The organism is Rudanella paleaurantiibacter (genome assembly GCF_009184635.1).
Classification (GTDB): Bacteria; Bacteroidota; Bacteroidia; order Cytophagales; family Spirosomataceae; genus Rudanella; species Rudanella paleaurantiibacter.
Map to the genome: position 1 here is coordinate 175,633 of NZ_WELI01000007.1, position 24,502 is coordinate 200,134.

General features: G+C 53.9%; 19 protein-coding genes. 9 read left to right on the forward strand and 10 right to left on the reverse strand.

The window, feature by feature from the left end:
- Nucleotides 1–196: 196 nt before the first annotated feature.
- Nucleotides 197–3,115: a leucine--tRNA ligase gene (leuS, locus tag F5984_RS18095; RefSeq protein WP_152125629.1), complete on the reverse strand. Its 2,919-nt coding sequence runs from the start codon at nt 3,113–3,115 to the stop codon at nt 197–199.
- Nucleotides 3,116–3,318: 203 nt separating this feature from the next.
- On the opposite strand from leuS, the gene F5984_RS18100 reads away from it, so the two are divergent.
- The 3 genes from F5984_RS18100 to F5984_RS18110 all read left to right on the forward strand — a co-directional run bounded on the left by F5984_RS18100 (nt 3,319) and on the right by F5984_RS18110 (nt 7,803).
- On the forward strand, nt 3,319–5,091 hold the full coding sequence (locus tag F5984_RS18100) for a hypothetical protein (protein WP_152125630.1): 1,773 nt from the start codon (nt 3,319–3,321) through the stop codon (nt 5,089–5,091).
- A gap of 91 nt (nt 5,092–5,182) precedes the next feature.
- Entirely contained in the window at nt 5,183–6,793 is a 1,611-nt protein-coding gene (locus F5984_RS18105) for a DUF3667 domain-containing protein (RefSeq protein WP_152125631.1), read from the forward strand.
- 449 nt (nt 6,794–7,242) lie between these two features.
- Entirely contained in the window at nt 7,243–7,803 is a 561-nt protein-coding gene (locus tag F5984_RS18110) for a DUF305 domain-containing protein (protein ID WP_152125632.1), read from the forward strand.
- A gap of 128 nt (nt 7,804–7,931) precedes the next feature.
- On the opposite strand, the gene F5984_RS18115 is transcribed toward F5984_RS18110, so the two are convergent.
- Nucleotides 7,932–9,503, reverse strand: coding sequence for a BamA/TamA family outer membrane protein (locus F5984_RS18115; protein WP_246169123.1), 1,572 nt, complete (start codon nt 9,501–9,503; stop codon nt 7,932–7,934).
- Nucleotides 9,504–9,580: 77 nt separating this feature from the next.
- Between F5984_RS18115 and F5984_RS18120 the strand changes: the two genes are divergently transcribed.
- Both F5984_RS18120 and F5984_RS18125 read left to right on the forward strand, forming a co-directional pair.
- Complete coding sequence (locus tag F5984_RS18120; protein ID WP_152125633.1) at nt 9,581–11,092, forward strand: MFS transporter; 1,512 nt, start codon at nt 9,581–9,583, stop codon at nt 11,090–11,092.
- A gap of 93 nt (nt 11,093–11,185) precedes the next feature.
- On the forward strand, nt 11,186–12,100 hold the full coding sequence (locus F5984_RS18125; protein WP_152125634.1) for a carbohydrate kinase family protein: 915 nt from the start codon (nt 11,186–11,188) through the stop codon (nt 12,098–12,100).
- Between the two features lie 77 nt (nt 12,101–12,177).
- On the opposite strand, the gene F5984_RS18130 is transcribed toward F5984_RS18125, so the two are convergent.
- The 4 genes from F5984_RS18130 to F5984_RS18145 form a co-directional block, all read right to left on the reverse strand.
- Nucleotides 12,178–12,795: a transposase gene (locus F5984_RS18130; RefSeq protein WP_152125635.1), complete on the reverse strand. Its 618-nt coding sequence runs from the start codon at nt 12,793–12,795 to the stop codon at nt 12,178–12,180.
- Between the two features lie 135 nt (nt 12,796–12,930).
- The gene (locus tag F5984_RS18135; protein WP_152125636.1) at nt 12,931–14,823 is read right to left on the reverse strand and encodes an amidophosphoribosyltransferase; all 1,893 of its coding nucleotides are present in this window, start codon (nt 14,821–14,823) and stop codon (nt 12,931–12,933) included.
- 212 nt (nt 14,824–15,035) lie between these two features.
- Entirely contained in the window at nt 15,036–15,689 is a 654-nt protein-coding gene (locus F5984_RS18140) for a hypothetical protein (protein WP_152125637.1), read from the reverse strand.
- 30 nt (nt 15,690–15,719) lie between these two features.
- On the reverse strand, nt 15,720–16,388 hold the full coding sequence (locus F5984_RS18145) for a DUF4136 domain-containing protein (RefSeq protein ID WP_152125638.1): 669 nt from the start codon (nt 16,386–16,388) through the stop codon (nt 15,720–15,722).
- Between the two features lie 328 nt (nt 16,389–16,716).
- Here F5984_RS18145 and F5984_RS18150 point away from each other — a divergent pair, with 328 nt between their 5' ends.
- Nucleotides 16,717–17,280, forward strand: coding sequence for a hypothetical protein (locus F5984_RS18150; RefSeq protein ID WP_152125639.1), 564 nt, complete (start codon nt 16,717–16,719; stop codon nt 17,278–17,280).
- 79 nt (nt 17,281–17,359) lie between these two features.
- On the opposite strand, the gene F5984_RS18155 is transcribed toward F5984_RS18150, so the two are convergent.
- A complete protein-coding gene (locus tag F5984_RS18155) occupies nt 17,360–18,430 on the reverse strand; it encodes a branched-chain amino acid aminotransferase (protein WP_152125640.1) in 1,071 nt (356 codons plus the stop codon).
- Nucleotides 18,431–18,737: 307 nt separating this feature from the next.
- Between F5984_RS18155 and F5984_RS18160 the strand changes: the two genes are divergently transcribed.
- Nucleotides 18,738–19,844 (forward strand): LBF_2804 family protein, encoded by a 1,107-nt coding sequence (locus F5984_RS18160; protein ID WP_152125641.1) that lies wholly within the window; start codon nt 18,738–18,740, stop codon nt 19,842–19,844.
- A 74-nt stretch (nt 19,845–19,918) separates the two neighbouring features.
- Here the strand turns inward: F5984_RS18160 and gldE are convergent, their stop codons facing one another.
- From gldE to mutY, 3 genes are all read right to left on the reverse strand, one after another.
- Nucleotides 19,919–21,256: a gliding motility-associated protein GldE gene (gldE, locus tag F5984_RS18165; protein ID WP_152125642.1), complete on the reverse strand. Its 1,338-nt coding sequence runs from the start codon at nt 21,254–21,256 to the stop codon at nt 19,919–19,921.
- Between the two features lie 31 nt (nt 21,257–21,287).
- Nucleotides 21,288–21,797, reverse strand: coding sequence for a single-stranded DNA-binding protein (locus F5984_RS18170; RefSeq protein WP_152125643.1), 510 nt, complete (start codon nt 21,795–21,797; stop codon nt 21,288–21,290).
- Nucleotides 21,798–21,865: 68 nt separating this feature from the next.
- Entirely contained in the window at nt 21,866–22,960 is a 1,095-nt protein-coding gene (gene mutY, locus F5984_RS18175; RefSeq protein WP_246169126.1) for an A/G-specific adenine glycosylase, read from the reverse strand.
- A gap of 141 nt (nt 22,961–23,101) precedes the next feature.
- On the opposite strand from mutY, the gene F5984_RS18180 reads away from it, so the two are divergent.
- Together F5984_RS18180 and F5984_RS18185 are read left to right on the forward strand one after the other, a co-directional pair.
- Nucleotides 23,102–23,401 (forward strand): HU family DNA-binding protein, encoded by a 300-nt coding sequence (locus tag F5984_RS18180; RefSeq protein ID WP_019989896.1) that lies wholly within the window; start codon nt 23,102–23,104, stop codon nt 23,399–23,401.
- A gap of 122 nt (nt 23,402–23,523) precedes the next feature.
- Nucleotides 23,524–24,363 carry a tetratricopeptide repeat protein gene (locus F5984_RS18185; protein ID WP_152125645.1) on the forward strand — a complete coding sequence of 280 codons (840 nt, stop codon included), beginning with the start codon at nt 23,524–23,526 and terminating at the stop codon, nt 24,361–24,363.
- The last annotated feature ends 139 nt before the right edge of the window (nt 24,364–24,502 follow it).

Genomic DNA, 24,502 nt, shown 5'->3' on the forward strand with positions numbered 1-24,502 from the left:
AAATCAATGCTCCAAATTGCCTCCGTCAGCGGCCTCCCGAAACCTGTCTTGTTGTGAACGGTAAAAAACGCCCCCTGAATTGTACGAAGCCCGGCTGTAATTGTGCGCAAACAAACGGCCCGTACCCATGCAAAGATGCATTCGGTACGGGCCGGTGAATCGGGGGTTTGTCGGTTTGCGACAAACCTAAAATCAATTACAACACTACGTTCACAATACGCTTCGGTACGACCACCACTTTTTTCGGTGTCTTACCATCGAGCCACTTCTGCACCACCTCGTCGGCCAGTACGGCCTGCTCAATATCGGCCGGGGCCCGGTCAATGGCAAAGCTGATGGTTGTCCGCACTTTACCGTTAATCTGAATCGGGTATTCAAAGCTGTCTTCAACCAGGTAGGCCGGGTTGAACACGGGGAGGCTCGCCCGCGAAACACTGCCGGGTTCGTTGCCAAGGGCGGCCCACAGTTCTTCGCAGATGTGGGGCGCGTAGGGTGACAGAAGCAACACCAGGTCCGACAGGATAGCCCGCTTGTGGCAGTCGAGGGCCGTCAGTTCGTTTACGCACACCATAAAGGCCGATACCGAGGTGTTGAACGAATAGTTTTCGATGTCGTCCTGCACCTTTTTGATTGTCTTGTGCAGCACCTTCAGCTCGGCCGGGGTAGGAGCCTGCTCGGTCACAATCCAGCGGCCTGTTTCGGGTTGCCCTTCGGTAGTAGGGGCGTCTTTGTAGAACAACCGCCAGAACTTGCGCAGGAACCGGAACGTACCGTCGATACCGTTGGTATTCCAGGGTTTAGCCTGCTCAATAGGCCCCAGAAACATCTCGTACATCCGCAACGTATCGGCCCCGTACTTCTCTACAATGGTGTCGGGGTTAACTACGTTGAACTTCGACTTCGACATTTTTTCGACCTCGGCCCCGCAGACATACGTGCCGTTGTCTTCGAGTTCAAACTGGGCGGGCAGGCCGTCGGGGCTTTGCGTAAAGTCGGGGCGCGATGCGCGGAAAGCCTCAACGTCGAGCACATCGTTGTCAACGATATTCACATCGACGTGCAGGGGTGTGACCTCCCGGCCGGCAATCTTGTTCAGCGACACAAAAACCGGAGCGACTCCTTCCGAACCTGTGCCTTTGAGTCGGTACACAAAGTTGCTCCGGCCCTGAATCATGCCCTGGTTGATGAGCTTTTTGAACGGCTCCTCCTGGGTGACATAGCCCCGGTCTTTGAGGAATTTATTCCAGAAACGGCTGTAGAGCAGGTGGCCTGTTGCGTGCTCGGAGCCGCCCATGTACAGGTCAACATTCTCCCAGTACCGAATGGCTTCGGGGCCCGCAAAGGCGTCGGGGTTTTGCGGGTCCATGTACCGATACCAATACCACGACGACCCCGCCCAGCCGGGCATGGTGCTCAGTTCGTACTCAAATCCCCCCTCTCCTTGCGAAGGGGAGGGGCTGGGGTGATAACGCCAGTCTTCGGCACGGCCAAGCGGGGGCTCGCCCGTTTCGGTGGGGAGGTATTTATCTACGGCGGGTAGTTCGAGAGGCAGGTCGGCCTCGTCGATCAGGTAGGGTAACTGACCCGTTGAGCCACCTTCTTTAAAATAAACGGGCACCGGCTCACCCCAGTAACGCTGACGGCTAAATACGGCGTCGCGCATTCGGAAGTTTACTTTACCCCGGCCCAGGCCGCGTTCTTCGAGCCAGGCAATCAGGGTGGCGGTGGCCTCTTTGTAGGTCATGCCATTGATAATACCCGAGTTGATGTACCGGCCTTCTTTGGTATTGTCGGCTTGCTGATCGAGGTCTTTCTGGGCGTCGAGAACGGGAATGATGGGCAGGCCAAACTGCTTGGCAAAGCCATAGTCGCGCGCATCGCCCGAAGGGACGGCCATAACGGCCCCGGTACCGTATCCGGCCAGCACGTAATCGGCCAGGAAGATAGGGACCTTCTCATTGTTGAGTGGGTTGAGGCAGTAGCTACCCGTAAACACGCCCGAAACCGTTTTGGTATCGGCCATGCGGTCGCGCTCCGACCGCATTTTGGCGGCCTGCACATACGCTTCAACGGCCTCGCGCTGCGCGTCGGTAGTAAGGCCCGGTACGAGCTCGTGCTCGGGGGCCAGTACCATGAAGGTCACACCGTAAATCGTATCGACCCGCGTGGTGAACACTTCAATGAAGGAGTGAGGAGTCGCTTGCGCCAGCCCTTTCTCCTCACTCCTTTCAATCTGAAACTTTACACTGGCCCCTACACTCTTGCCAATCCAGTTGCGTTGTTGCTCTTTGAGCGACTCCGACCAGTCGATGGTGTCGAGGCCACTCAGGAGCCGGTCGGCATAGGCCGTAATGCGCATCATCCACTGGCGCATCAGCTTTTGCTCAACGGGGTAACCGCCCCGCTCCGATACGCCGTCTTTCACCTCGTCGTTGGCGAGTACCGTACCGAGGGCCGGGCACCAGTTCACCACGGCATCGGCCAGGTAGGTGAGCCGGTACTTAAGCGTGATTTCGTAGGATTGCTCCTTCGATAGGGCGTTCCACTCGGCGGCCGTAAACTGGAGTGCCTGCGTTTCTTCGTCGCACACGGCGTTCACGTCGGTGGTGCCGTTGGTGGCAAACTTATGGAGCAGGGTTTCGATGGGCTCGGCCCGGTCGGTGTCTTTGTTGTACCAAGACCGGAACAACTCCATAAAAATCCACTGAGTCCATTTATAGTAACCGGGGTCGGAGGTGCGTACCTCGCGGCTCCAGTCGTAGCTGAACCCGATTTGTTTCAGCTGCTTTATGTACGTGGCAATGTTTTGTTCGGTTGTGATGGCCGGGTGCTGCCCTGTCTGGATAGCGTACTGTTCGGCGGGCAGCCCGAATGAGTCGAAGCCCATTGGGTGCAGCACGTTGAAGCCTTGCAACCGCTTGTAGCGCGACACAATGTCCGACGCGATGTACCCCAGCGGGTGACCGACGTGTAGCCCTGCCCCCGACGGGTATGGAAACATATCGAGGACGTAGTACTTGGATTTGGCGGGGTCTGTCTCGGTACGGTAGGTCTGGTTTTCGTCCCAGAACTGCCGCCACTTTTGTTCGGTCTCGCGGTGGTTGTAATCGGCCATATAAATAGGGGAGGAAAGGAGGAGGCAGAAGGGAGGAAAGGGATTGACCTTACCTGATGTTTGGCTCTTCTAACCCTGAAGCCTTATCTCGTTACGTATGCAAAATCGTTTCGGGTTGCAAAAATAGCCGATTCGGTGGACATTTGCCCCCTTCTGAGCGATGTCATCTTATTTGAAAAGACCACATTGCTCGCTATTCTGCTATGACCCGCTTCCCTCGCCTTATACTTCCGATCTTATTGACTCTGTTGGTTGGAGGGCTGGCGGTTTGGCTCGTCGACGATTTTTCGGGGCCCTTGTCCGACGGGGGCGATACCGACTTCTACGAGTACGTGGGTTATTACGTGGCCCACAACCTCACGTTTTGGCCGGTTCCGCATCTCAATCTTCTTCATAATCAGACGTTTTACCCTTACGGGGCTAACCATACCCTGCTCGACTGGGGCTGGGAGCGCGATTACTGGTATGCGCTCTGCTACTGGCTGATTGGCAAGGGTGAGCCGGGGCCGTATCTCCAGTATTATTACGTCTATAGCCTGCTTATCACGGCTTTGGGGGCGTTTGGGCTGCTGCGTGGAATAGTTAGCGATGGCCGGGCGTGGGTAGCTGCGCTGATTGTTTCGGTATTTAATTTCTATTGCATCTGGAAATACCCTACCCACCTGAACGTGTGCGTATTGCACTGGACAACCCTGTGCATATTGGCCACCTACCGGCTGTTGTACGAATGTGCAACAGGGCCCACCCGAAACAGGCCGTTGCCCGCTTTGCCGTGGTGGTTGCTCTGGGTGTGGCTTCATGTGCAGGTACTGTCGCAGGAGTTGGGGTATGTGGCTGGGTTTGCCCTGACGTTTACGGTAATCTGTGCGCCATTTCTGGGGTGGTGTCTCTGGCAACACCGGTCGGTGGTTCCGGCTTTGTTTCGGCCTGAACCGGGGCATAAACCGTATGTCTGGCTCCTGCTGGGCCTTATTGGTGTCAGCACCTGGCTGTACGTACCGCCTACGATTCAGATTTTTCTGGGGGCTCAGGCCTATGCCGACTCCTCGGTAGGGATGCCGCCCTCGTGGTCGCACCCGCTTCGGTTACTGATTCCGTATCTGCCGGGTGTGGATGAGTTTGCGATTCGGTACGACCGCATTTTTTGGGATACCTACGAGAGTTACGGGCAAACCCGGCCGGGTCTGTATCTGGTCATATTGGCGGTTGTGGGCTTCTGGGGTATTCGCCGGAAACCACTTTTGTGGGGCCCGGTGGTTTTCATGCTGGCTTTGTGTGTGGTGTACCACCCGGTGCTGCTGCCCACGCTCAAGGTATTCCCGTGGTTTAGTTTCAACCGGCATGGTGGGCGGGCGAGTATGGTGTATCCGGTGCTGTTTGGTCTGCTGGCGCTATGGGTGCCCCGCCCCCAAACGCGGTCGGGCTGGCTGGCGTTAGCTCCCGTGCTCCTGCTCATGCTGGCCGAATGGAGCTGGGGCTATCGGTATCCGCATCTGTACAAACCCCAGATTGTGTCGGCTTCGGTACAGGCGTACATGCAAACGGTACGTGATGCGCCGGGCGAGGCCGTGCTCGACTTCCCGTTCTGTACCATCGGAGCCGATGGCGTGGGCGCGGCCGAAGGGCTCTGCCCGTACTACCGCGAGCAGAACGCGGTGTTTACCTTCCGCCGGTTTCACCAGAAAAAAGTAGTGGGCCAATACTGGGGGCGCTTGCTGCCAACGTACATTCAGCCCTTTCTGCGCGACCACTGGGACCGGCTGCTGCGGCCGGGATACGTGTTTACGCCCGCCGACTGGCAATTTCTCGACCAGTTTTTGCAACAACATCGGTTTGCGGGCATCAATCTCTACCCCGATTTGCTCTCGGCCGAGCAGCGGGCGGCTTTCTATGCCCACTACGGGCTCCCCCGTGCCGAAACCCGTTTGCCGATGGCGGGGCGAGTGCAGTTGTTGCGAGTTGACCATCAGCCGTAACCAGATTGTTTTTTTTAAATTATTAGCTACTTAACCCTTGCCCGCTTGGCTTTCATTACTATTTTTCAACCATTATCTCCATAAGATCCGAATGGCGCATAAACACCACCGCAAGCTTGAAATTTGCCCCAACTGCCAGCGCCATCTCGCCCACATCGATAATTTCTGCCCTAACTGCGGGCAGGAAAACCACGACCTGCGGTTGCCTTTCGGCCATGTTGTTTACGAAGTAGTTGAAGGCTTTACCCACTTCGATGGCAAGCTTTGGGTAACCCTGCGCGACATGTTTACCCGCCCCGGTCAGGTGCCACTCGATTTTATTGAGGGGCGACGACAGCGCCACGTGCCGCCTATACGGCTCTATATCTTCGTCAGTTTTCTGTCGTTTTTGCTAATCAATCTGTCGTTTAATAAGAGACAGGAACGAAGTACACTAAAGACTGAACGCCTGAAAGCCGTATATGGACCCGACCGTCAGTACCGCGAAATGAGCTTGAAAGACATCTATTCTCTGCTTAACACACCCAACGCCAACCTGGGAAGTATTGCGACCATAGCTATCCAGTTTGCGCCCGCCGACAGCACCGGTAGGCAAACGCTACGTCAGTGGCGCAGCTTTACGGATACGCAACTTGATTCGGTATTGTACTTGTACCATTCGGTGAACTCAGCTACTCAGCGTAACCGGCTGCGAGAAGCCATCGCGGGCCTGCCCAGCCAATTGATGTGGCTCCCCCTCCGCGAGTTAGCCAATACAATAGAATTACCTGTTGACAACGACATCAAAAAGAAAGCGGGTATTGATACAACCCTCTCTGTAAATCTGCGTTTCTCTCCCAACGACACGCTCGGCACGGGGCTTTACACCCGAATCAAGGCACTCTCACCCGCCGAGCGGACACAGTACGCCAGTGTCAACAAGGCTATTCGGTCTGTCGCCAAAGCCCCCCTGATTCAGATAAAACGCGAACTGGGTGATTCGCAGGTGGGGCAGCAGTTTTCCCGGCTCATCGACACCCTGAAACCTCATTCAGCGAACTACCCGCTCCGGTTCTATTTTGGCAAGGGTTTTGGCACCATCAGTAACCTGGTCTATACTAACGAAGCACTCGCCCGTGCCGACGTTAGCCGGATGCGCGAGATGACCTCCGACGAGCGTTTTACATTCTACGTGAAGCAGGTGGGCGTCCCCCAGCAGGAAGTTGATAATCTGGACTTTATATCAAAATTCATGGTCAAACGGTCGCTTAATCACTACGTCCAGTTTTTCGATAAATCGGAGAATGATGTAACAACGGCACAGTTCGGAACGGCCATTAAATACATATCGTACAGCTTTTTCCTGTTGATGCCTTTGGTAGCGGTTTACCTGTATGTCTTTTACCGACGCCGGAAGAAGTACTACTACGTTGACCACCTGATTTTTTCTATCAACATGCACACGGTGGCGTTTGTGATATTTTCCATTGTGTTGCTGCTATTCGGCTATACAGCACTGGGTCACTATGCACCAACCAATGCGGGACCTCTGCTGCTGATCCTGTTTACCGCGCCGGTGGTGCTGTATTTTCTCCTCGCCCTGCGCACCGTATATCAGCAATCGTGGGGCTCCACAGTAGCGAAACTACTGGGGTTAACGTTGTTGTACAGTGCTACGTTCTCACTGGTGCTTGGGGGAGCCTTCGTGCTAGGCTTTATATAGCATTCCCCCTTGCCGATGGCCGGATGAATTGAGTTGTTGCCCTTACGTTTTCCCCAAAAACGGCCCACCGCTCATCTTCATCTCAATAGGTTGGCGGAACATTCTGACGGGCGGTTCGTACGGAGCCCGGCACCTCACCTGCCCAATGGGGAACAGGGCGTTTGGTCATGCCCATACGAAGGGAGTGCTTATGGGCGCTGATCACTGTCTGCTGGTAGCGAACTAACGCGTAAGCTAATACCAATAACAGTAAAAAAATCAGCAAAGTCTTCATGCCCCTCTAATACGCTGATGCGTACCAGCTGCGTTGTGCGAGAAAGATTTTTCTGGAAGCAAACTATTTACAAACCAATCAATCGGGTTGGTTTGTTATCAATATAGAGTACCGACTAAACCCTGTATGCTAGGTTTGGTCAAAGACATTGTTCACGAACAAAAACGTCAACGTTATGAAACGCAATTCATTCCTGGCCGCAGGCCTGTTGTCCTTGTTTCTGTCAGTTAGTGCCCTGGCCCAAACCACTACAAGTGCAGCCAGCCCACTGGTAATCCCTCTTCAGCAGGCGGCTTCGAAACTGAAATCGGTACAGGTGACCGGTGATCCTGACTATGACTATGTGTTTCGGATGCGTTTGCTTGGGCAGGGTGCGCTCGAAATGGCTAAAGTAGAAGCCCTGCAGGGTACCGACCCGGCCACTAAGCAGAAAGCGCAGGCTTTTGTGGAGGCTAAACAGAAAGAATTGGCTGACCTGGAAGCCTTACAACGTCAGATGCGCCCCAGCCGCCCTAATCAGGCGTATGTGCAACAGCAAAGCCGTCAGGTAGAAGCGATTGTGCTGAAAATGCAACCCGATGGCGTAGCCGCCAAACTGACGGGCAAACTGGATGACGACTTCAGCACCCTTCTGACCGAGTACAACCGCGATGCCAGCGACCTCTCAAAGGCCTACCTGAGCTTCGGCACCAACGCATCAGTGAAGGCAGTCGCGCAGAAAATGGTAGCGAATTAATAGTAGGCAGTGGCAGTAGGCAGTGCTGACGCAAGTTCTTGCTTTACTGCCCACTGCCCACTGCCCACTGCCCACTGCCCACTGCCCACTGCCCACTGCCCACTGCCCACTGCCCACTGCCTACTTTTTCAGAACTCCTGCGCAATGTTGAAATAGAAACCGCGCTGCCCTTGTCCGTTGACGGTTGCGCTGAACCGCCCGACAACGTTGTAAAACGTAACTACGTCGAGGCTCAGGCCGGTGCCCAGCAAAGGCCGGTTGGCCAGTCGGCTCTCAAACGGTTGGGCAATTGTGCTCGACACGTAGCCTGCATCGATAAAGCCGGTCAGGTAGGCGGCTATCGGGAAGGTGCTGAACTGCTTCACCTTTACCCAGCGGAGGTGCTTTACGGTGTTGAAAAGGTTGTACCGAAGGCTGTTTTTCCAGAGCCCAAAATGCTGCCCGTCGATGATGTATAGCTCGTAACCCCGCACTACTTCCTGCAAATAACCCAGCCCGCGCAGGTCGTTGTAGGGTTGAGGCCGGGGAAAAATAACCTGCCCCCGCACCCCCGAACTGGCGTACCAGCGGTTGTCGGGTTTAGGGCTCAAAGCCCAGAACCGGGCCGCCGACGCCACCACCTCGACCTGCCGCAGATCGTCGCGCGGCAGGAGGCCGTTCCAGAACAAATCGCCCGTGATGAGCGAGCCCCGCAGCGGGTAAGCCACATTGTCGCGCCGGTCGAACCGGTAGCCGTAGTTGAGTTGAAGGTACCGTTGACGAGTGCGGCCCTCGCCATAGTACGCCGGGTTAAGCCGCGCTACGGTATCGGCAATCTGGTTGTCGACGTACCGTAGGCCCAGGCCGTGGAACTGGTAAAAGCCATTTCGGTGCGTGAGCGAGGCCCCTACGTACAGGCGTCGGCGCAGGAGTTCTTCCGAGCGCAGAAAAACCAGTTTATCCAACCGCGACCGGTAGGCAAGCTCCTTGTTGGTCTGGTACAGCGCATCGACCCGGAAGCCTAACCGTTGCGCCCGGTCGATGTAGGGACGCTGGTAGGTCACAAAAAAACGGCGCAGAAAGCCAAACTCCGTAATGACACCCAACCGGTCGTTGTTGCCCGTTACATTGCGGTAATCGAGCCGACCCCCGTAAATCACCCGGCGCAGGCTCCGGCCCCGGTCGTACCACCACTCGTTGAAGTTACGGTCGGCCAAGTCGAACACGGGGTAAGCCAGGGCGTACCAACGCTCTTTCATAGTCACAAACACATCAACGGGGGTGGGCTCTGTAGGACGGGTATTTTTATCCCGAACGGGCTCCGGTTGGCTAATGCTCGTGGAGTCGGCAATGCGGCTGGCGGTTACACTCACCGTGATGAAGAGGTTCGTGTTGTTTAGTTTTCGGCTGTCCCAGGCCAGTTTTCCGGGCAGGTCGGCTACCCGGATGGTGTCGCCCGGTTTTATTTCGAGTTCACGGAAAATGATGCGCTCGCGGGTACGCACATGCCCGGTGAGTATAATGTTGCGCACCAGAACGGTGGAATCGGGTCGGGGGGGCTGGCCCAACGAACCCGTTGGGAGCAGTAGACCCACGCACAACAAACAGAAAACAACGAACCTGACGATGGGCATTATTGGGGCGTAAATCGAGTCAAAGATACGGTTTTGCTGCCCGTTGCGATTGCGTCCTTGCCAGCCCGAAGCCTGCAAATGGGCCATACAGGCGAAATTTATGGTTCGCAAGCCCGATTCATAGCGTCTCCTTTCGTATCATTGTCTAATTTTCTTACGGCATAATGCAAACGAAAGGTAAACCCAAACTAAGTTTTTGGCAGATCTGGAACATGAGTTTCGGATTTCTGGGTATCCAGTACGGCTTTGGCCTCCAGCAAGCCAACATGAGCCCGATCTACCGGTACCTCGGTGCCGACGAAGCGTCTATTCCGGGCCTTTGGCTGGCCGGCCCGCTTACCGGACTCCTGTTGCAACCGATCATTGGTGCGGTTTCGGACCGGAGTTGGTCGCCAACCTGGGGCCGTCGGAAACCATTTATTCTGGCGGGTGCACTCCTGGGTAGCATTGCCATGATCCTGATGCCCAACTCCCCCTATGTCTGGATGGCTGCGGGCCTGATGTGGATGCTCGACGCGGGCCTTAACTCAGCTATGGAGCCGTTTCGGGCGTTTGTGGGCGATATGCTCGATGATGAGCAGCGGCCTACGGGCTTTGCTGTTCAGTCGTTTATGGTGGGTTTTGGGCAAACTCTGGCCAACCTGATGCCGTATATTTTGCCCTTGCTGGGTATCTCGATGGTGATGTCCGACGAGCAACTGGCCAATGGCATTCCCAATTCGGTGCGGTACCCATTTTACATTGGTGGGGCTGCTATCGTGATTTCGGTGCTCTGGACAATCCGCACCACCAAGGAACACCCGCCCGTTGATGATAGCTACAAACAGCCGCACGTGTTTACCGACGAGGAGAAAAAATCGATCTCGTTTTGGCACCTGGCGTTGTCGGGCGGAGCCGCTATTCTGGCGTTTTTCTTTGCGGCCCGCGTAGGTGGCGTGTCGGCGGGTCTGCTGTGGGGTGGGGGTATTCTGGCGGGTAGCTACCTGATTTTGATGCTGCCTATTTTTAAAGAGATTCTGGCGTCGTTGTCGGCTATGCCTACGGTGATGAAGCAGCTGTGGTGGGTGAAGTTTTTTACCTGGTATGGCCTCCCGCTGATGTGGCAGTACCTGTCGCTGTCGGCGGCCCGGTATGCGTTCAACGCGCCCGATGCGTTCTCCAACAAGGCGGGTTTTGAGGAGGGCACCAAATGGGGTGGGCTCTGCTTTGCCATGTTCAGCATATCGTGCGCGGTTATTTCAATTTTTATTCCCCGCATTGCCCGTGCCATCGGGAGTGCCCGCCTGACCCACGCTGTGTTCCTGACTATTGGAGCCACCGGCTTTTTCCTAACGCTCACCTCCAACGATAAATTTGTGTACCTGATCGGAATGACCATCATTGGTCTGGCCTGGGGCTCAATTATGTCCATGCCCTACCTGATGCTGGCAAGCGCCGTTCCGAAAGAGCGGATGGGCGTTTATATGGGCATTTTCAACGGATTTATCTGCGTGCCGCAGTTCATCGGTATGCTGACGGTGCCGCTGTATTATAAGCCTATTTTGGGCGACGATCCGCGCAATGCCCTCGTGTTGGCAGGTGTGTGTCTGTTGCTGGCGGCCGGGTCTTGTTTCCTGGTGAAAGAAGTTAAGCAAAGCCAAGACACTGCCATGCCCGTTGGTGCGGGAGGACATTAATCCACCTGATGAATTGGGTGTACAAATGCCATATCGGAGTCGGTATGGCATTTGCATTTGTCCCGTTCTGGATTTCTCTTTGTCGGCATAATGATGGAAAAAACAATTGATATTCTGGCCGTGGGCGAGTTGCTGGCCGACCTTATTGGGCAGCAAATGCACAACAGCCTGCTCGATACGCCTACATTTGAGCGGTTTCAGGGAGGCTCGCCCGCCAATATGGCCGCCAACATGGCCCGGTTGGGCAACCGGGCGGCTTTGGTGGCCTGCGTCGGTAGCGATAATCTGGGTGTGTACCTGGTTGATGAGGTAGGTAGTGCCGGGGTCGATACCGAATACATTGCCCGGTCTACCCACGACCCCACCAGTATCGTGCTGGTGTCGCGGAGCAAAGGTACCCCCGACTTTATTGCGTACCGGCAAGCCGACCGCCAACTGATGCCGTATCACCTGCCCGATACCTTGCTCACCCAGGCCCGGCTGTTTCATACTACCTGTTTCGCACTGAGTCAGGAGCCTGCCCAAAGCACACTGGTCGATGCGGCCGCGCGGGCCGGGCGTGTGGGGTGTCAGGTAAGTATTGATTGCAACTATGCCCCGAGTATTTGGCCCGACCGCGAACAGGCCTGGCAGGTAATTAAAGCCTATTGTTCGGCGGGGGCATTGGTGAAACTGAGCGAAGACGATGCCGCCCGGCTGTATGGTCAGCCCACCGGAGTGGACCAGATTATCACCGATTTTCACGAGATGGGGGCCACGCTCGTGTGCCTGACACTGGGTGCGGAGGGTAGCCTGGTTTCGACCAATGGCGGGGCCGATCGGGTGCAGCTCCCCGGTCGTAAAATTGAAGTTATCGACGTGACCGGTGCGGGCGACGCCTACTGGGCTGGTTTCCTGACAGCCTGGCTCGACGGTCGCAGCCCGGCAGCCTGCGCCGAAGCGGGCGCCGATGTTGCCGTCATGAAGCTGACCCGCAAAGGGCCGTTGCCAACGGGTATCAGCATATAGTGCGTTTAGACTAAAACGAAACCGGGCCGGGTGCTGACGTCAGTACCCGGCCCGGTTTTATGTTGGTAAGTTTCCAATTATTTCATGCCCGCCAGTTTGTCGAGGTCTACATCCTCAAGGGTGGCTTTTAGTTTTTCGGCCGACACGCCATTCCCTTTGATCGTGACCACAAACCGGTTTTTCACCAATACGGCAATTTCACCGTCCTTGTTGGCATTGTCGTATTTCTCATACGATTTGTAATCGCCAATTTTGCCCGTGCGCTCGTACCCGTTTTCGGTTTCCTTGTCCACGTCAATCATCGACCAGGCAGCCAGGCCCATCAGCGCGCCGGTGCCACCCGCATCCACAATATCGAGGTCGATACGCTCCGTGCCGTCGGCATTGGCGTACTCACCGCTGGCCGTCGAAATTTTAAAACCCATAGCGCCCGCTTTTTCGCCCGTAGCTTCTTTGCGGGGCAGGCCGTCGGCATCGGCAGGCAGAAGTTCTTTGAGAGCCCGAAAATCAACCGTTTCGACAGGACCATTTTTCTCGGCTTCTTCGGCCTGTTCGGCCATTTGTTGCATAGAGTTAACGGCATCAGAAACGGAGACTTTGGCCTCTTCGGCGGCTTTTTCTTCTTCACTCTTGCCGCCACAACCCGTTAGTAGCGCTACCGCGAGGCAGCATACGCCTATGTAGTGTAATTTCATGGTACAATGGTTTAGTACTGGGCTGTAAGGTAAAAATTTCTGGATAACAGGCGGGTAAGTTTTGAGCCAGCGATGCATAAAAAAAGTGGTAAAGCCCGGAGCCCTACCACCTTAAAACGGAAAGAAGACCATGATTTAGTAAGCCCGTACCAGCTTACCTTCCATAAAGTTGACAAACGATTTGTTGACCACCTTGTTACCGCCGGGGGTGGGGTAGTTGCCCGTAAAGTACCAGTCACCCGAATGATTGGGGCAGGCAACGTGCAGGTTTTCAACGGTTTGGTAAATAACTGCCACTTCGGCTTTGAGCTCGGGTGGGGTGATTATCTCGGACACTTTACGCGATAGCTCTTCGTGCGTGAAAGGATCAAAAAGGGCTTTCACGTAGTTGTCGGCGTTGGCGTTGCCTGTTTCGATAGAAGCTACGCATTGGGCGTACACTTCATCGAGCAGATGCTCCAGACCGCGATCTTTCAGCAGCTCCAAAGCCGCCCGGAAGGCCACAAATTCTTTCGGCTTCGACATGTCGATACCGTAACAATCGGGGAAGCGGATCTGCGGAGCCGACGAAACAATCACGATTTTCTTCGGGCCCAACCGGTCAAGCATCCGCAAGATGCTTTTCTCGAGCGTAGTTCCCCGCACAATCGAGTCATCGACCACCACAACGTTGTCTTTCCCTTTCTTGATAACCTCGAACGTGGTGTCGTAAACGTGCGATACCATATCGTCGCGGTGGGCGTCGTCGGTGATGAACGTCCGCAACTTTACGTCTTTCGAAACCAGTTTTTCGATGCGCGGCCGGAAGGTAAGCAACCGTTCGAGATCTTGCTCAAACAGAATGCCGTCCATGATGGCCTTCTTGCGTTGCTTAGCCAGATAGTCTTCCAACCCCTCAACCATGCCGAAGAAAGCCGTTTCGGCCGTGTTCGGAATGTATGAGAAGACGGTATTTTCGAGATCGTAATCGATCTCCTTCAGAATCTGCGGAATCAGCAATTTGCCCAGGGTCTTCCGCTCGTTGTAAATATCGGGGTCGGTAGCGCGGGAGAAATAGATGCGCTCAAAGCTGCACGATTTTTTCTCAACCGGCTTCCTGAACTCATATTCGCCGTACTCGCCGTACTTGTCAATAATCAGGGCATGACCCGGTTGCACTTCCTGAATCTGATTGTATTCAACATTGAAGGCCGTTTTGATAGCGGGCTTTTCGGAGGCCACTACCACCACCTCATCATCGGCGTAGTAGTAAGCCGGGCGGATACCCGCCGGGTCGCGGGCCACAAACGAAGCACCATAGCCGGTCATCCCCACCATAGCGTATCCACCGTCGAAATCGCGGCACGAACGGTGCAGAACGCGCTGAAGATCAAGGTTATCCTCGATAATGTCAGAAAGGTCGGGGTTCTCGTAAATGCCCTTGAACCGGTCGAACACGCGTTGGTTCTCTTCGTCGAGGAAGTGGCCGATTTTTTCCATGACCGTCACCGTATCGACGTACTCCTTGGGATGCTGTCCGAGCGAAACGAGTTTATCGAACAGTTCATCCACGTTGGTCATGTTGAAGTTACCCGCTACCACCAGATTCCGGCTGCGCCAGTTGCTTTGGCGGAGCATGGGGTGGCAGTTTTCAATTTCGTTGGCGCCGTGCGTGCCGTACCGCAGGTGGCCCATCCAGACCTCGCCCGTGAAGGCTACGTTTTCCTGCAACCAGTGGGCATCATTGGCAAACTCTTTATGGCCTTTGAGTGCTTTCCGAACTTTCTTGTCGATTTTCTCGAAGATGTCCGTCACGGGTTGCTGCTCCACCGAACGGTACCGGCTGATATAGCGGTGGCCCGGCGGTACATCGAGCTTGATGTTGGCTACGCCAGCTCCATCTTGCCCCCGGTTTACCTGCTTGTTCATGAGCAGATACAGTTTGCGGGCTGCATACAGGGGCGTTTTGTACTTGTCGATGTAATACTGATAGGGCTTGCGAAGGCGGATAAGGGCAATTCCGCACTCGTGTTTGATGGCGTCGCTCATAGCAGGTTAGCCGGGGCCAGACGTTGGTTGCTTGGTTGATGACTCGTATAGACCAAACGGCTTCACAATAGGAATCGTTCGGCGGCCACTTGTACAAAGTTAGGAAAAGTCTGCTGACGGTAGAGACTAAAACGCCAAAGAGATTACCCGTATTTGTTGCCGAGATGACATCTTGCTTGGAAAGATGTCATCTCGGTAACCTTATCAGTTCACTAATAAAACCGATACACCAGACCGGCCGACAACATGAGCGAAGGACTGTTGTTCAGCTCGTTGTACTTGAAGAAAACGTGCTGGTATTGCGCCTGAATATCGGCACCGAGTCCTTTGCCTTGCCGCCCGAAGACTTTCAGCCCCACGGCGGGGGCAACGGCCGCGTTGATGCCATTTTTTCGGTCGGCCAGTACGCCATAAAAGTTGGTGTAATCGACGTAGGCACCGCCCGCGCCCAGTTGCACGTATGGCCGAAAAGCGGCTCCGGCATTGGTAAAATTGTAGGCCACAGTGGCCAGCGCCGGAATGGTTGTGAGGGTGCGGGTCTGCACGGCCGAAACCGTTTCGTCGCCAAACTGCGTCACACTGCGCCCCAGCCGCTGTTGGTTGTACTGGTAGCCCGTTTGAATCCCGACGGAAAGTTTACCGGGCAAATTCCATTGCCCCTCCAGTACCAGATTCGTAGGGGATATTTTATCGATGTAATTGGCCTGACTACCCATGGGCAAACCCACGCCATACCTGGCTGAAACACTGTACGTGACGCCCACACTGTAGGGTGAGTAAGGCCGGAGGTCGCTATCGTCGTATCCCTGCGCATGGGCAGCTCCGCCCAATGCCAGCAAGGCTATTGCTATCTGAAAGAGTTTCATGGTTGATGTGTGTCTGGGTGAGCCGGTCGCTTACCGGCCAGCCTGTAAGAAAGAAGATTGGGCAAAAATGGCCTCAAGGGCCCGGTCAACAGCTCCGTTATCGGTCAGGTTATCTCCCCGAATGTCGGCCTGAAAAATAACGGGTAGTTGGTTCTGCCCGTTGCTGCCTGCGCCGGGCTGCGCGCGTAGGTTCACAATCTGAATTTGCCAGAATTGCTCCTGTACAGTATAAAACTGGTAGTAATTGGGGTAGTACGGGTAAAACGGGTCAAAGCCGAAACCACCTCCGTACCAGTAGTTCGTATAGTAGCCAGCGTAGGGGTTAGATGTGACGCCGGTGTACCGGTTCGAAACCCGGATAACGGCCACGCCCATGTCGGCCGGTTGGCCAATATTCACTCGCTGATACCCCCGGCTTGTAAGCGTTTCGGCCAGCCGGTCGATAAACCGGCCCTCAACGGGCGAGAGCGACGTTCGAACCCGGTCGTTTGATTCAATCACGACCGAGTCGGGCAGGCTAAACGTACGAAACTGACTGAAATTGGCCGACCGGTCGTAGTTGGTGATATACACCCGGCTATCGTCGGGGGAGAGGTCGCGGAGGGCCTGATCGCGGCAGGAGACCAGGGTGGTGCTCAAAGCTGCGCAGAGCGCGAGGGCTACCCCCGCGCCAACCGATTTTAATTTATGCGTTCTCATAGGTAATTGGTGGCTTCTCATTTCAGGTTAAAAGGCATTCAAGCCGTGAAGCCAGCGCCTGTAAACGAGAAAGTCAAAGCCAGATCGTTGTTGTAAACTGTTATCTATAAAACGAATAGACTACGACTCCTGTTTGGTAGAAGGCCCAGATTTTGCCCTTTTCGCTATGATTAGTTGTGTCGCCGGTTATCCTGGGAGTTATGCCACTAACCCGCCCAGTGCAGTAAGAGTGAGCATAAGGCCCATTCTGGAGCCGCTGTGGATTCAAAGCATTCCTACAACAGGTTGTGCAACTACCACATACCTTTGTGCCATTCGTTTGACGCTCATGAAAAAACACCTGTTACAAGTTCTGCTGGCAATGGCTCTGCTGAGTCAGGCATGTCAGAATACCTCACAATCGGAGAAAACCAATCTGGATAGCACCCTGACGGCCGCTGGTACATCGGCCGTGCCGCCCGCATCTGAAGCCGCCCTGTCGTCGCGTTTACGCGATATTGGCCTTACCACGGAGAGCGATTGGCGCGGAATCCGGCTGGGCGATGCCGTTGCCACCGTTAAGGAAAAAGAAAAGGCGACCCTGTTTGAAACGGACGCCAAACATTTGGGCTATACCGTTGAATTTTCCAATCTCGAATCCATTGATATGCTCTATCTGCTGGATACGAACCAAACGGTGAGCGGTATCGAGGTTGACCTGTACCTAAACGATGCCCAATCGGTAGATGCCTACCAAACTGACCTGAAGCGGTATTTCGATGCCCGCTACAAGGCTACGGCTACAGCCGGCACCTGGCAGGGCGACCGGGGGCAGACCATCACGCTCAAAAACGTATCGAAGGGTAAAGATTATGGCCTGAAAGTCCGAATTGCGGGCAGTACGTCGGCGTAAAATTGATCGTTCTAAAATTAAAAAGGCCCGGCAACTGAGAGTTACCGGGCCTTTTTGGCTGAGCCGTACGGGGTAGTGATTACACCTTGTACACCCAGCCGAATGTATCATCTACCTTACCAGTACGGATATCCGTGAGGTAATTTTTGATGCGTACCGCAATGGACTTCTCGGCCGGATGCTCGGCCAGCATATAGTCTTTACCCTGGTAACCGATAACCGAAAACGGCGAAACCACCACGGCTGTGCCAGCCCCGAAGGCTTCGGTCAGGCGGCCCGATTCGATACCGCTAATCACCTCTTCAACCGATACCAGGCGCTCTTCGATCTCGATACCCAGCTGACGGGCAATCTGGAGAATGCTGTCGCGGGTGATGCCTTTCAGAATCGTGTCTGAAACGGCGGGTGTTACCAGTTTGCCATCAATCACAAACATAACGTTCATCGTACCCGACTCCTCAAAGTACTTGTGTTCTTTGGCGTCGGTCCACAGAATCTGGTCGTAACCAGCCTGTTGGGCCAGCATGGTTGGGTACATAGAACCGGCGTAGTTGCCCGCACATTTGGCGTAACCCACACCACCGGCGGCCGCCCGAATGTACTCAGTTTCTACTTTTACCTTAGGTGGCTTGGCATAATAGGTTCCCACCGGACAGGTGAAAATGCAGAACCGATACGTTTTAGAAGGGGCTACCCCCAGGAACGTATCGGTAGCAAACAGGTAGGGGCGGATATACAACGAGCTACCGGGCGTCGACGGAACCCAGTCGGCATCAACGCGAAGCAGCGCTTCCAGACCACCCATAAACACCTCTTCGGTGAGGGGAGCCATGCACATCCGCTTGGCCGATTCGTTCATCCGCTTGAAGTTGTCCAACGGACGGAACATGAGTACTTCGCCCTCTTCGTTTTTGTAGGCTTTCATGCCTTCGAAGATCGACTGACCGTAGTGTAGCGACGAAAGGGCTGGGCTTAGCGTAAAATTATCGAACGGCAGAATTTGCCCATTCTGCCATTGTCCGTCCACAAAGTCGGCCACAAACATGTGATCCGAGAAGTGCTTGCCGAACGGTAAGTTATTGAAGTCAACTTCCTGAATACGGGAGCGCTCAGTCTTCCGAAATTCAATCTGCATCACGTCCGTTGTCATAAATAATCAGGTTTTATCCCTTTAATCAGTGGTTTTAAGTTGTTTGCTCATGGTTTCCCGATAACCGCAAAGCGGGCTGTTGTCAGTATCAGAGAGTTGCCGACAACCGGAGCCGCACTAAGTACGTTACCCGAAACAATGAATCGTTTGTTGTGAAGTAGGCAAATGTAAGAATTTTGGCTGAAACGGCCGTTCTAACCCGCCAGAACAGAACTAATATCAATTAGTCGATAGAACCAAGTGGTATTGGCGTAACAACTCGGCCTTGTCAGTAGTTGGTAGTTTAGTACCACCACGATCACTTTCTATGTCTAATCAACCCCCGAACGATTCGTCCGGCTCACTCGACCATCTTTCCCTGCGTTATCTCCGCCGGGTACTCGATGCGTCGCACCCGACCGACGAGCCGTACGTCCTGAATGAGGTTGAAGCGTGGGTTATCCGGCGGGTACGCCGTCGTACTATCGCGCTGGCGGCTGCGTTGGGTGCCCTGGCGGTTTTGCTGTTATACCTGCCTCAGTATTTCTGGCCCGCTTTTTTTCAGGAGTTCACATTTACCATTCTGGGCGAGGGATACGATGTGCCGGTCATCTCGATTCTGTACGGCGTCCTGCTCGTATACGTAGAAGTGTACGCGCTCATGTACGTCAATCTCAACGCTATTCGGACAATTATGGCCATTTGCCAGTTTCCCCGTGCTCATGATGCGCAGTACGATCGGCACTTGAAAGCTATTGCCAGTGTAGCCTTGAGCTGGAAGTACGGTGGTATCTTTTCGTTGGGTTCCGATCCGCACTTTGGCCGACCCGGCTGGGGGCTCACGTCGTTTTTCTGGTTCAATACCGCCAAAGCGTTTGCCAGTGACCTGTTGTTGCGCACGCTGATGTTCCGGTTTCTCGGGCGGTTTGCCTTCCGGCAGTTGACCGACCTGATTGGAATGCCTGTTTTTGCCTTCTGGAATGCCTTTGCTTCGTTTCAAATTTTGCGCGAGGCACAGATTCGGGTGATGGCCCCGTTGACTATCCGTAGTTTCGTTGACGAGCTTCACGAAGAATTGGGGAGCGATGAAGCATTCTGTCAACTCATTCCAGAAGCTCTCCGGTGTATCGGGGTGCAACGTCGACAATACAATTACGCGCACCTGTTCCTGTTTGAGACTATCGAAGACCGTTTCGGAATCAAACTGGACACCCCCTCTGGTGAATGGTTCGACCGGGTACCTGCCTTGTCGACGGAAGCACGTAGCGGGCTTGAGCGGCTGATTATTTTTTCTGCACTTGTTGACGGACGCCTGTCATGGGCCGAAAAAAAATGCCTCGGGCGACTGCACGCTCAAGGCATTGTATCCTACACCATTGCCGATATCCGGCAGATTGGCAAACAGTATAACGATGGTAAGGGCCTTTGGGTATAGCCTGTTTGCGGGTAAACGTTGAGAGCGTAGTTTATACCGTACGAAGCTATCTGAACGGTAAATTTCAGGCACGTTTACGAAAGAGAGAGAGGCATTTCGGTAATGCGAACCTCGTTAATGCGCTTGTTATCAGCCGATAAGACATGAAAATGAAACTGTCCGTACTGTACCTCTTCGCCAGGTTGAGGTAACCGACTAAACAGTTCGAGCAATAAGCCACCCAGCGACTCGCTATCTCCCCGAACGTCATCAAACGTAGTGGCATCTACGTCGAGAACCCGACACACATCCGTTAGAGGTAGTTTTCCTTCTACCACAACCGTATGGTCGTCAATACGCCGAAAACCAGCCGGAGTATCGTCATCAAACTCGTCGTTGATGTCTCCGAAAATTTCTTCGATGATGTCTTCAAGCGTAACCAGCCCACGTGTGCCGCCGTATTCGTCAACTACAATGGCCATGTGCACCCGCCGACGCTGAAAGTCCTGCATCAGATCGTCTACTTTCTTTGTCTCAGGGATAAAAAAAGCGGGACGTAGCAGCGTTTGCCACGCAAAGGAATCATCGCTGTGCAGGTGGGGCAGCAAATCTTTGAGGTACAGAATTCCATCAATCTGATCGATGGTTTCTTTGAACACCGGCACCCGTGAATAGCCCGATGCATTGATCCGGCTCATGAGTTCGGAGAAAGTCAGGTCGTCTTCAAAGGCCGTAATATCCATGCGCGAGCGCATCACCTGCCGTGCGGTCAGATTGCTAAAATTGACAATTCCTTTCAGAATCTCGCGCTCTTCAACCGTGGTTTCGGACCCGGTCATTTCAACAGCTTGATTCAATTCCTCGACGGATAGTTTGTAGCCTTGCTTGGGGAGTCGTTTGTCAATCTGCGTACTCAGGTTGACTAACATTGACGAAAGCGGCCGGAACGCCAGCAGTGCCATGCGGGCCAGCGGGGTCGTTCGGCGGGCTACGGCCAGGCTATTTTCGCTGGCAAATACTTTGGGAATAATCTCGCCAAAGAGTACAATGACAAGGGTAAGTACAAACGTGATCCCTGATAAAACAACCGCCGACGCGTGAGCCAGCTGGGATAGCTCCCAGGTCAGATACGTCGCCATCACTACAATGGCAATGTTCAGCAGGTTGTTGAAAATCACGAGCGAGGCCAGCAATCGACGCGGGCGGTCAAGAAGCATGGCAATGCGTCGGTCGGCCGGTGCGGCACTTTCCCGGCACGAAGACCGGTCATCAGCAGAGAGGGTAAAAAAAGCAACTTCTGTTGCCGACACCAGCGAGGCCAGCGTCACTAACAGAAGGATGAGGGCGGCTACAGGGCCGTATGAAGTAAAATAGGTGCTCCAGACGTCGTCCGTCGGGAGCACCTGTCGAGGAAGTGGATCACCAGGGTCCATTCAGGTCAAATTAAGTAGGACAATAACAGGGTTAGAACGGCAAATCGTCGTCACCACTGTTTCCATCAAAAGGAGTCGGTTCGGGCTGACGGGCCTGCCGCTGTGGAGCGGGCGCTGACGGGGCCGGTGCCGCTTGTTGCTGACGCGGAGCCGGAGCGGCCTGCTGCTGGCGCGGAGCTTCGTATCCACCGTCGTTTTGGTCGCGCTCACCGGGCGAGCCCAGCAATTGCATGGTATTAGCCCGCACCCGAAGTGAGAACCGTTCTTTTCCTTCTTTATCTACCCAGGTTTCGGTCCGCAGACGGCCCTCGATGTAAACTGGGTTTCCTTTTTTCAAATATTTCTCAGCGATCTTGGCCTGATCGTTCCATAACTCGACCCGAAACCACTCGGTTTGCTCAACCTTCTCACCATTACGGTTGGTATACTTTTCCGTAGTGGCCACGTTAAACTGGGCAACTACGGCTCCACCGTCGAGGTAGCGGACTTCAGGATCTGCCCCTAAATTGCCAATCAACGTGACTTTGTTCAGACTTGCCATGCTTGGTTTTGCTGGTTAAATGTAAAACCCACTGTGGGTTTAAGCGTACTAAAGTTACTCAACGAAGCTCACTTTTCCAAGTGAGTTTTCAAATAATTTACGATCAAAAGTGGCTTCGGTAAGGCCGCTACCTGATCGACCGAAAACCAGCTTAAACCATCGAATAAGTCGTCGGTCAGGCGATCGGGGACGACAAACTCATAGAATGTGGCCCGAATTCGTTGGTGTGAAAGCAACTGCGTGGCCTCGGTCGGTGCGGCAGTTTGCGTGCTGTATAGCACCAGTTTTTGGAGTTTTTCGCTCAACTCCAGTTGGCGAAACCCCGTTTTGGGTTCGTCGGTTTCCACCAGGGCAAAATCGTATAGGTTTTGCCAGATGTCGCGGTTTGTTCGCTCACGAAGAGCCAGACGATTGCCGTTTCGAAAAACGAAATAATGGAAAAATCGCTCCCGAACAGCGGCTTTTTTTGCTTTCACGGGCAACACCTGCTGCCGGCCGGTCTGGTAGGCGACACAGGGCTGTTGCAAGGGGCACAACAGGCAGTCGGGCGATGTAGGTGTACACTGAATAGCACCAAATTCCATGATGGCCTGATTGAAGGTGGCCGGGTCGTCGGCGTGGGCTATCAGCCGGGATGCCAGCGCAGCAAAACGCTTCTTTGCCGACGTGGTAGTGATGTCATCTTCGATGCCAAAGACACGGGCCAGTACCCGGTACACATTCCCGTCGACCACAGCCACCCGCTCACCAAAAGCAAAGGAAGCAATAGCGGCTGCTGTGTAGGTGCCAATACCTTTGAGGGTCAAAAGTTTATGGTATGTGCCCGGAAATAGACCTGCGTGCTCGTTAACGACCAGTTTAGCGGTCTGATGGAGGTTGCGGGCCCGCGAATAGTACCCCAGTCCTTGCCAAAGTCGGAGGACATCACGCTCATCGGCCGCGGCCATGTGAGCCACGGTTGGGTAGGCTTCGACGAACCGTTTGTAGTACGGCATTCCCTGCGCAACGCGGGTCTGTTGGAGGATGATTTCGGACAGCCAGATGCGGTAAGGATCACGCGTATGCCGCCAGGGAAGGTCCCGTTTGTGGTGCTCATACCAATGGGCCAAAACGGGGGCAAAATTGGACTCTTCCGGTTGATTAAAGTCTGATTGTGAAGGCAAAATATTAAGAGCAATAAGACGTTAGGTGGAAAAACAGTGAGCAGGACTTTTTGATTTTGGGCGGAAAGCTCTACCTTTGTACTCCCATTTTTGACACCTGAATTTTCAACAACTCAGTAAACGTTAAAGTTTTAATAAGTCGTGACGAAAGCAGACGTAATCGCAGAAATCTCCGAGAAAACCGGGATCGACAAGGCGGAAGTAACGCACACGTTAGAGACCTTTTTCACGGTGGTGAAGGAGTCGCTGGCCAAAGAGGAGCCGATTTACGTGAGAGGGTTTGGCAGCTTCATCAATAAGAAGAGAGCTAAGAAGGTCGCCCGGAATATTTCCAAAAATACGGCCATGGTAATCGATGAACATTTTATCCCCAGCTTTAAGCCGGCTAAAATTTTTGTTGAGCAGGTAAAATCAAGCGTGAAAAACGCCACGGTTGAGTAATCAACCGCATCGTTTCATCCGGCGGACGAATTAATCCGCCGGATGAAACGTTTTTAATGGAAACGTCAGAATAGCGATGTTTTTTTGCCAAACGAACATTCATCGTCAGACAATTTCCACCTATGAACAAACCAATTCTGCTTGTTGTCGGTCTTGCTTCGCTGCTCACGGTTGGCTTGTATAGCCTGCCGAAAGGGGTTGTGCAAAACACCAATAAGCAGTTGAGTACACAAGAAGGCGGTGGGCGAACTACTACCGCCAAAGCCGAAAATGCTTCGGCAGCCGGATCGGCGATGGAGCACAACGCTCCGTTATCGCCCGAACAGGAAAAGAAGCGTTCGGCTTTGCTAACGGCTTATGCCTCGGCAACAGATAAAGCCAAACCTACCGAAACACTCGTCGAGTTTTTCCGCTCGGTAAGCCGTTTTGATAGTGCAGCGTATTACGCTGGTCAGCTTGCTACGGCACAGCCGACGGAGCCCAACCTGTTGCGTGCGGGCGATTTATACTTTGAAGCATACGGCTTTGCCGTTGACGATAAAAAATCGGCCGACCTGGGGCAAAAGACGAGAGATTTCTATCAGAAAGCTCTTGACAAAAACCCTGACCTGCTGCTGGCGAAAGCCAACATGGCCATGACGTACGTGAGTACGCAAACGCCAATGCAGGGTATTATGCTGTTGCGCGAAGTACTGCAGCAAGACCCAACCAACGAGGTTGCCTTGTTTAATTTGGGTCTGCTCTCGATGCGCTCAAACCAGTACGACCGGGCGATTGAGCGGTTCCGGCAGATTCTGACCGTGAATCCGAACAGCCGCAAGGCTCGTTTCTATCTGGGCGTTAGCCTGGTTGAGAAAGGCGAGAAAGCAGAAGCGCAGAAAATTCTTGCCGAGGTGAAAGCCACGGAGAAAGACCCGCAGATTCTGGCTGCTGTAAAAGAGCTGGAAGAGCGGATGAAGTAACATTGTAGTTTGCAGTTTACGGTTTGTAGTTGTTGAAGAAGAACGTGAACGAGTTTCATGGCCTAACTGAAAACAGTGAACTTAAAACTGAAAACATAAATAGGGCGCCCGGGTGGGTGGCCGACAAATCAAATAACCA

Coding starts and splice junctions, on each gene's coding strand:
- leuS (WP_152125629.1), bottom strand. CDS start 3,115: ATGGCCGATTACAACCACCGCGAGACCGAACAAAAGTGGCGGCAGTTC.
- F5984_RS18100 (WP_152125630.1), top strand. CDS start 3,319: ATGACCCGCTTCCCTCGCCTTATACTTCCGATCTTATTGACTCTGTTG.
- F5984_RS18105 (WP_152125631.1), top strand. CDS start 5,183: ATGGCGCATAAACACCACCGCAAGCTTGAAATTTGCCCCAACTGCCAG.
- F5984_RS18110 (WP_152125632.1), top strand. CDS start 7,243: ATGAAACGCAATTCATTCCTGGCCGCAGGCCTGTTGTCCTTGTTTCTG.
- F5984_RS18115 (WP_246169123.1), bottom strand. CDS start 9,503: ATGGCCCATTTGCAGGCTTCGGGCTGGCAAGGACGCAATCGCAACGGG.
- F5984_RS18120 (WP_152125633.1), top strand. CDS start 9,581: ATGCAAACGAAAGGTAAACCCAAACTAAGTTTTTGGCAGATCTGGAAC.
- F5984_RS18125 (WP_152125634.1), top strand. CDS start 11,186: ATGGAAAAAACAATTGATATTCTGGCCGTGGGCGAGTTGCTGGCCGAC.
- F5984_RS18130 (WP_152125635.1), bottom strand. CDS start 12,795: ATGAAATTACACTACATAGGCGTATGCTGCCTCGCGGTAGCGCTACTA.
- F5984_RS18135 (WP_152125636.1), bottom strand. CDS start 14,823: ATGAGCGACGCCATCAAACACGAGTGCGGAATTGCCCTTATCCGCCTT.
- F5984_RS18140 (WP_152125637.1), bottom strand. CDS start 15,689: ATGAAACTCTTTCAGATAGCAATAGCCTTGCTGGCATTGGGCGGAGCT.
- F5984_RS18145 (WP_152125638.1), bottom strand. CDS start 16,388: ATGAGAACGCATAAATTAAAATCGGTTGGCGCGGGGGTAGCCCTCGCG.
- F5984_RS18150 (WP_152125639.1), top strand. CDS start 16,717: ATGAAAAAACACCTGTTACAAGTTCTGCTGGCAATGGCTCTGCTGAGT.
- F5984_RS18155 (WP_152125640.1), bottom strand. CDS start 18,430: ATGACAACGGACGTGATGCAGATTGAATTTCGGAAGACTGAGCGCTCC.
- F5984_RS18160 (WP_152125641.1), top strand. CDS start 18,738: ATGTCTAATCAACCCCCGAACGATTCGTCCGGCTCACTCGACCATCTT.
- gldE (WP_152125642.1), bottom strand. CDS start 21,256: ATGGACCCTGGTGATCCACTTCCTCGACAGGTGCTCCCGACGGACGAC.
- F5984_RS18170 (WP_152125643.1), bottom strand. CDS start 21,797: ATGGCAAGTCTGAACAAAGTCACGTTGATTGGCAATTTAGGGGCAGAT.
- F5984_RS18185 (WP_152125645.1), top strand. CDS start 23,524: ATGAACAAACCAATTCTGCTTGTTGTCGGTCTTGCTTCGCTGCTCACG.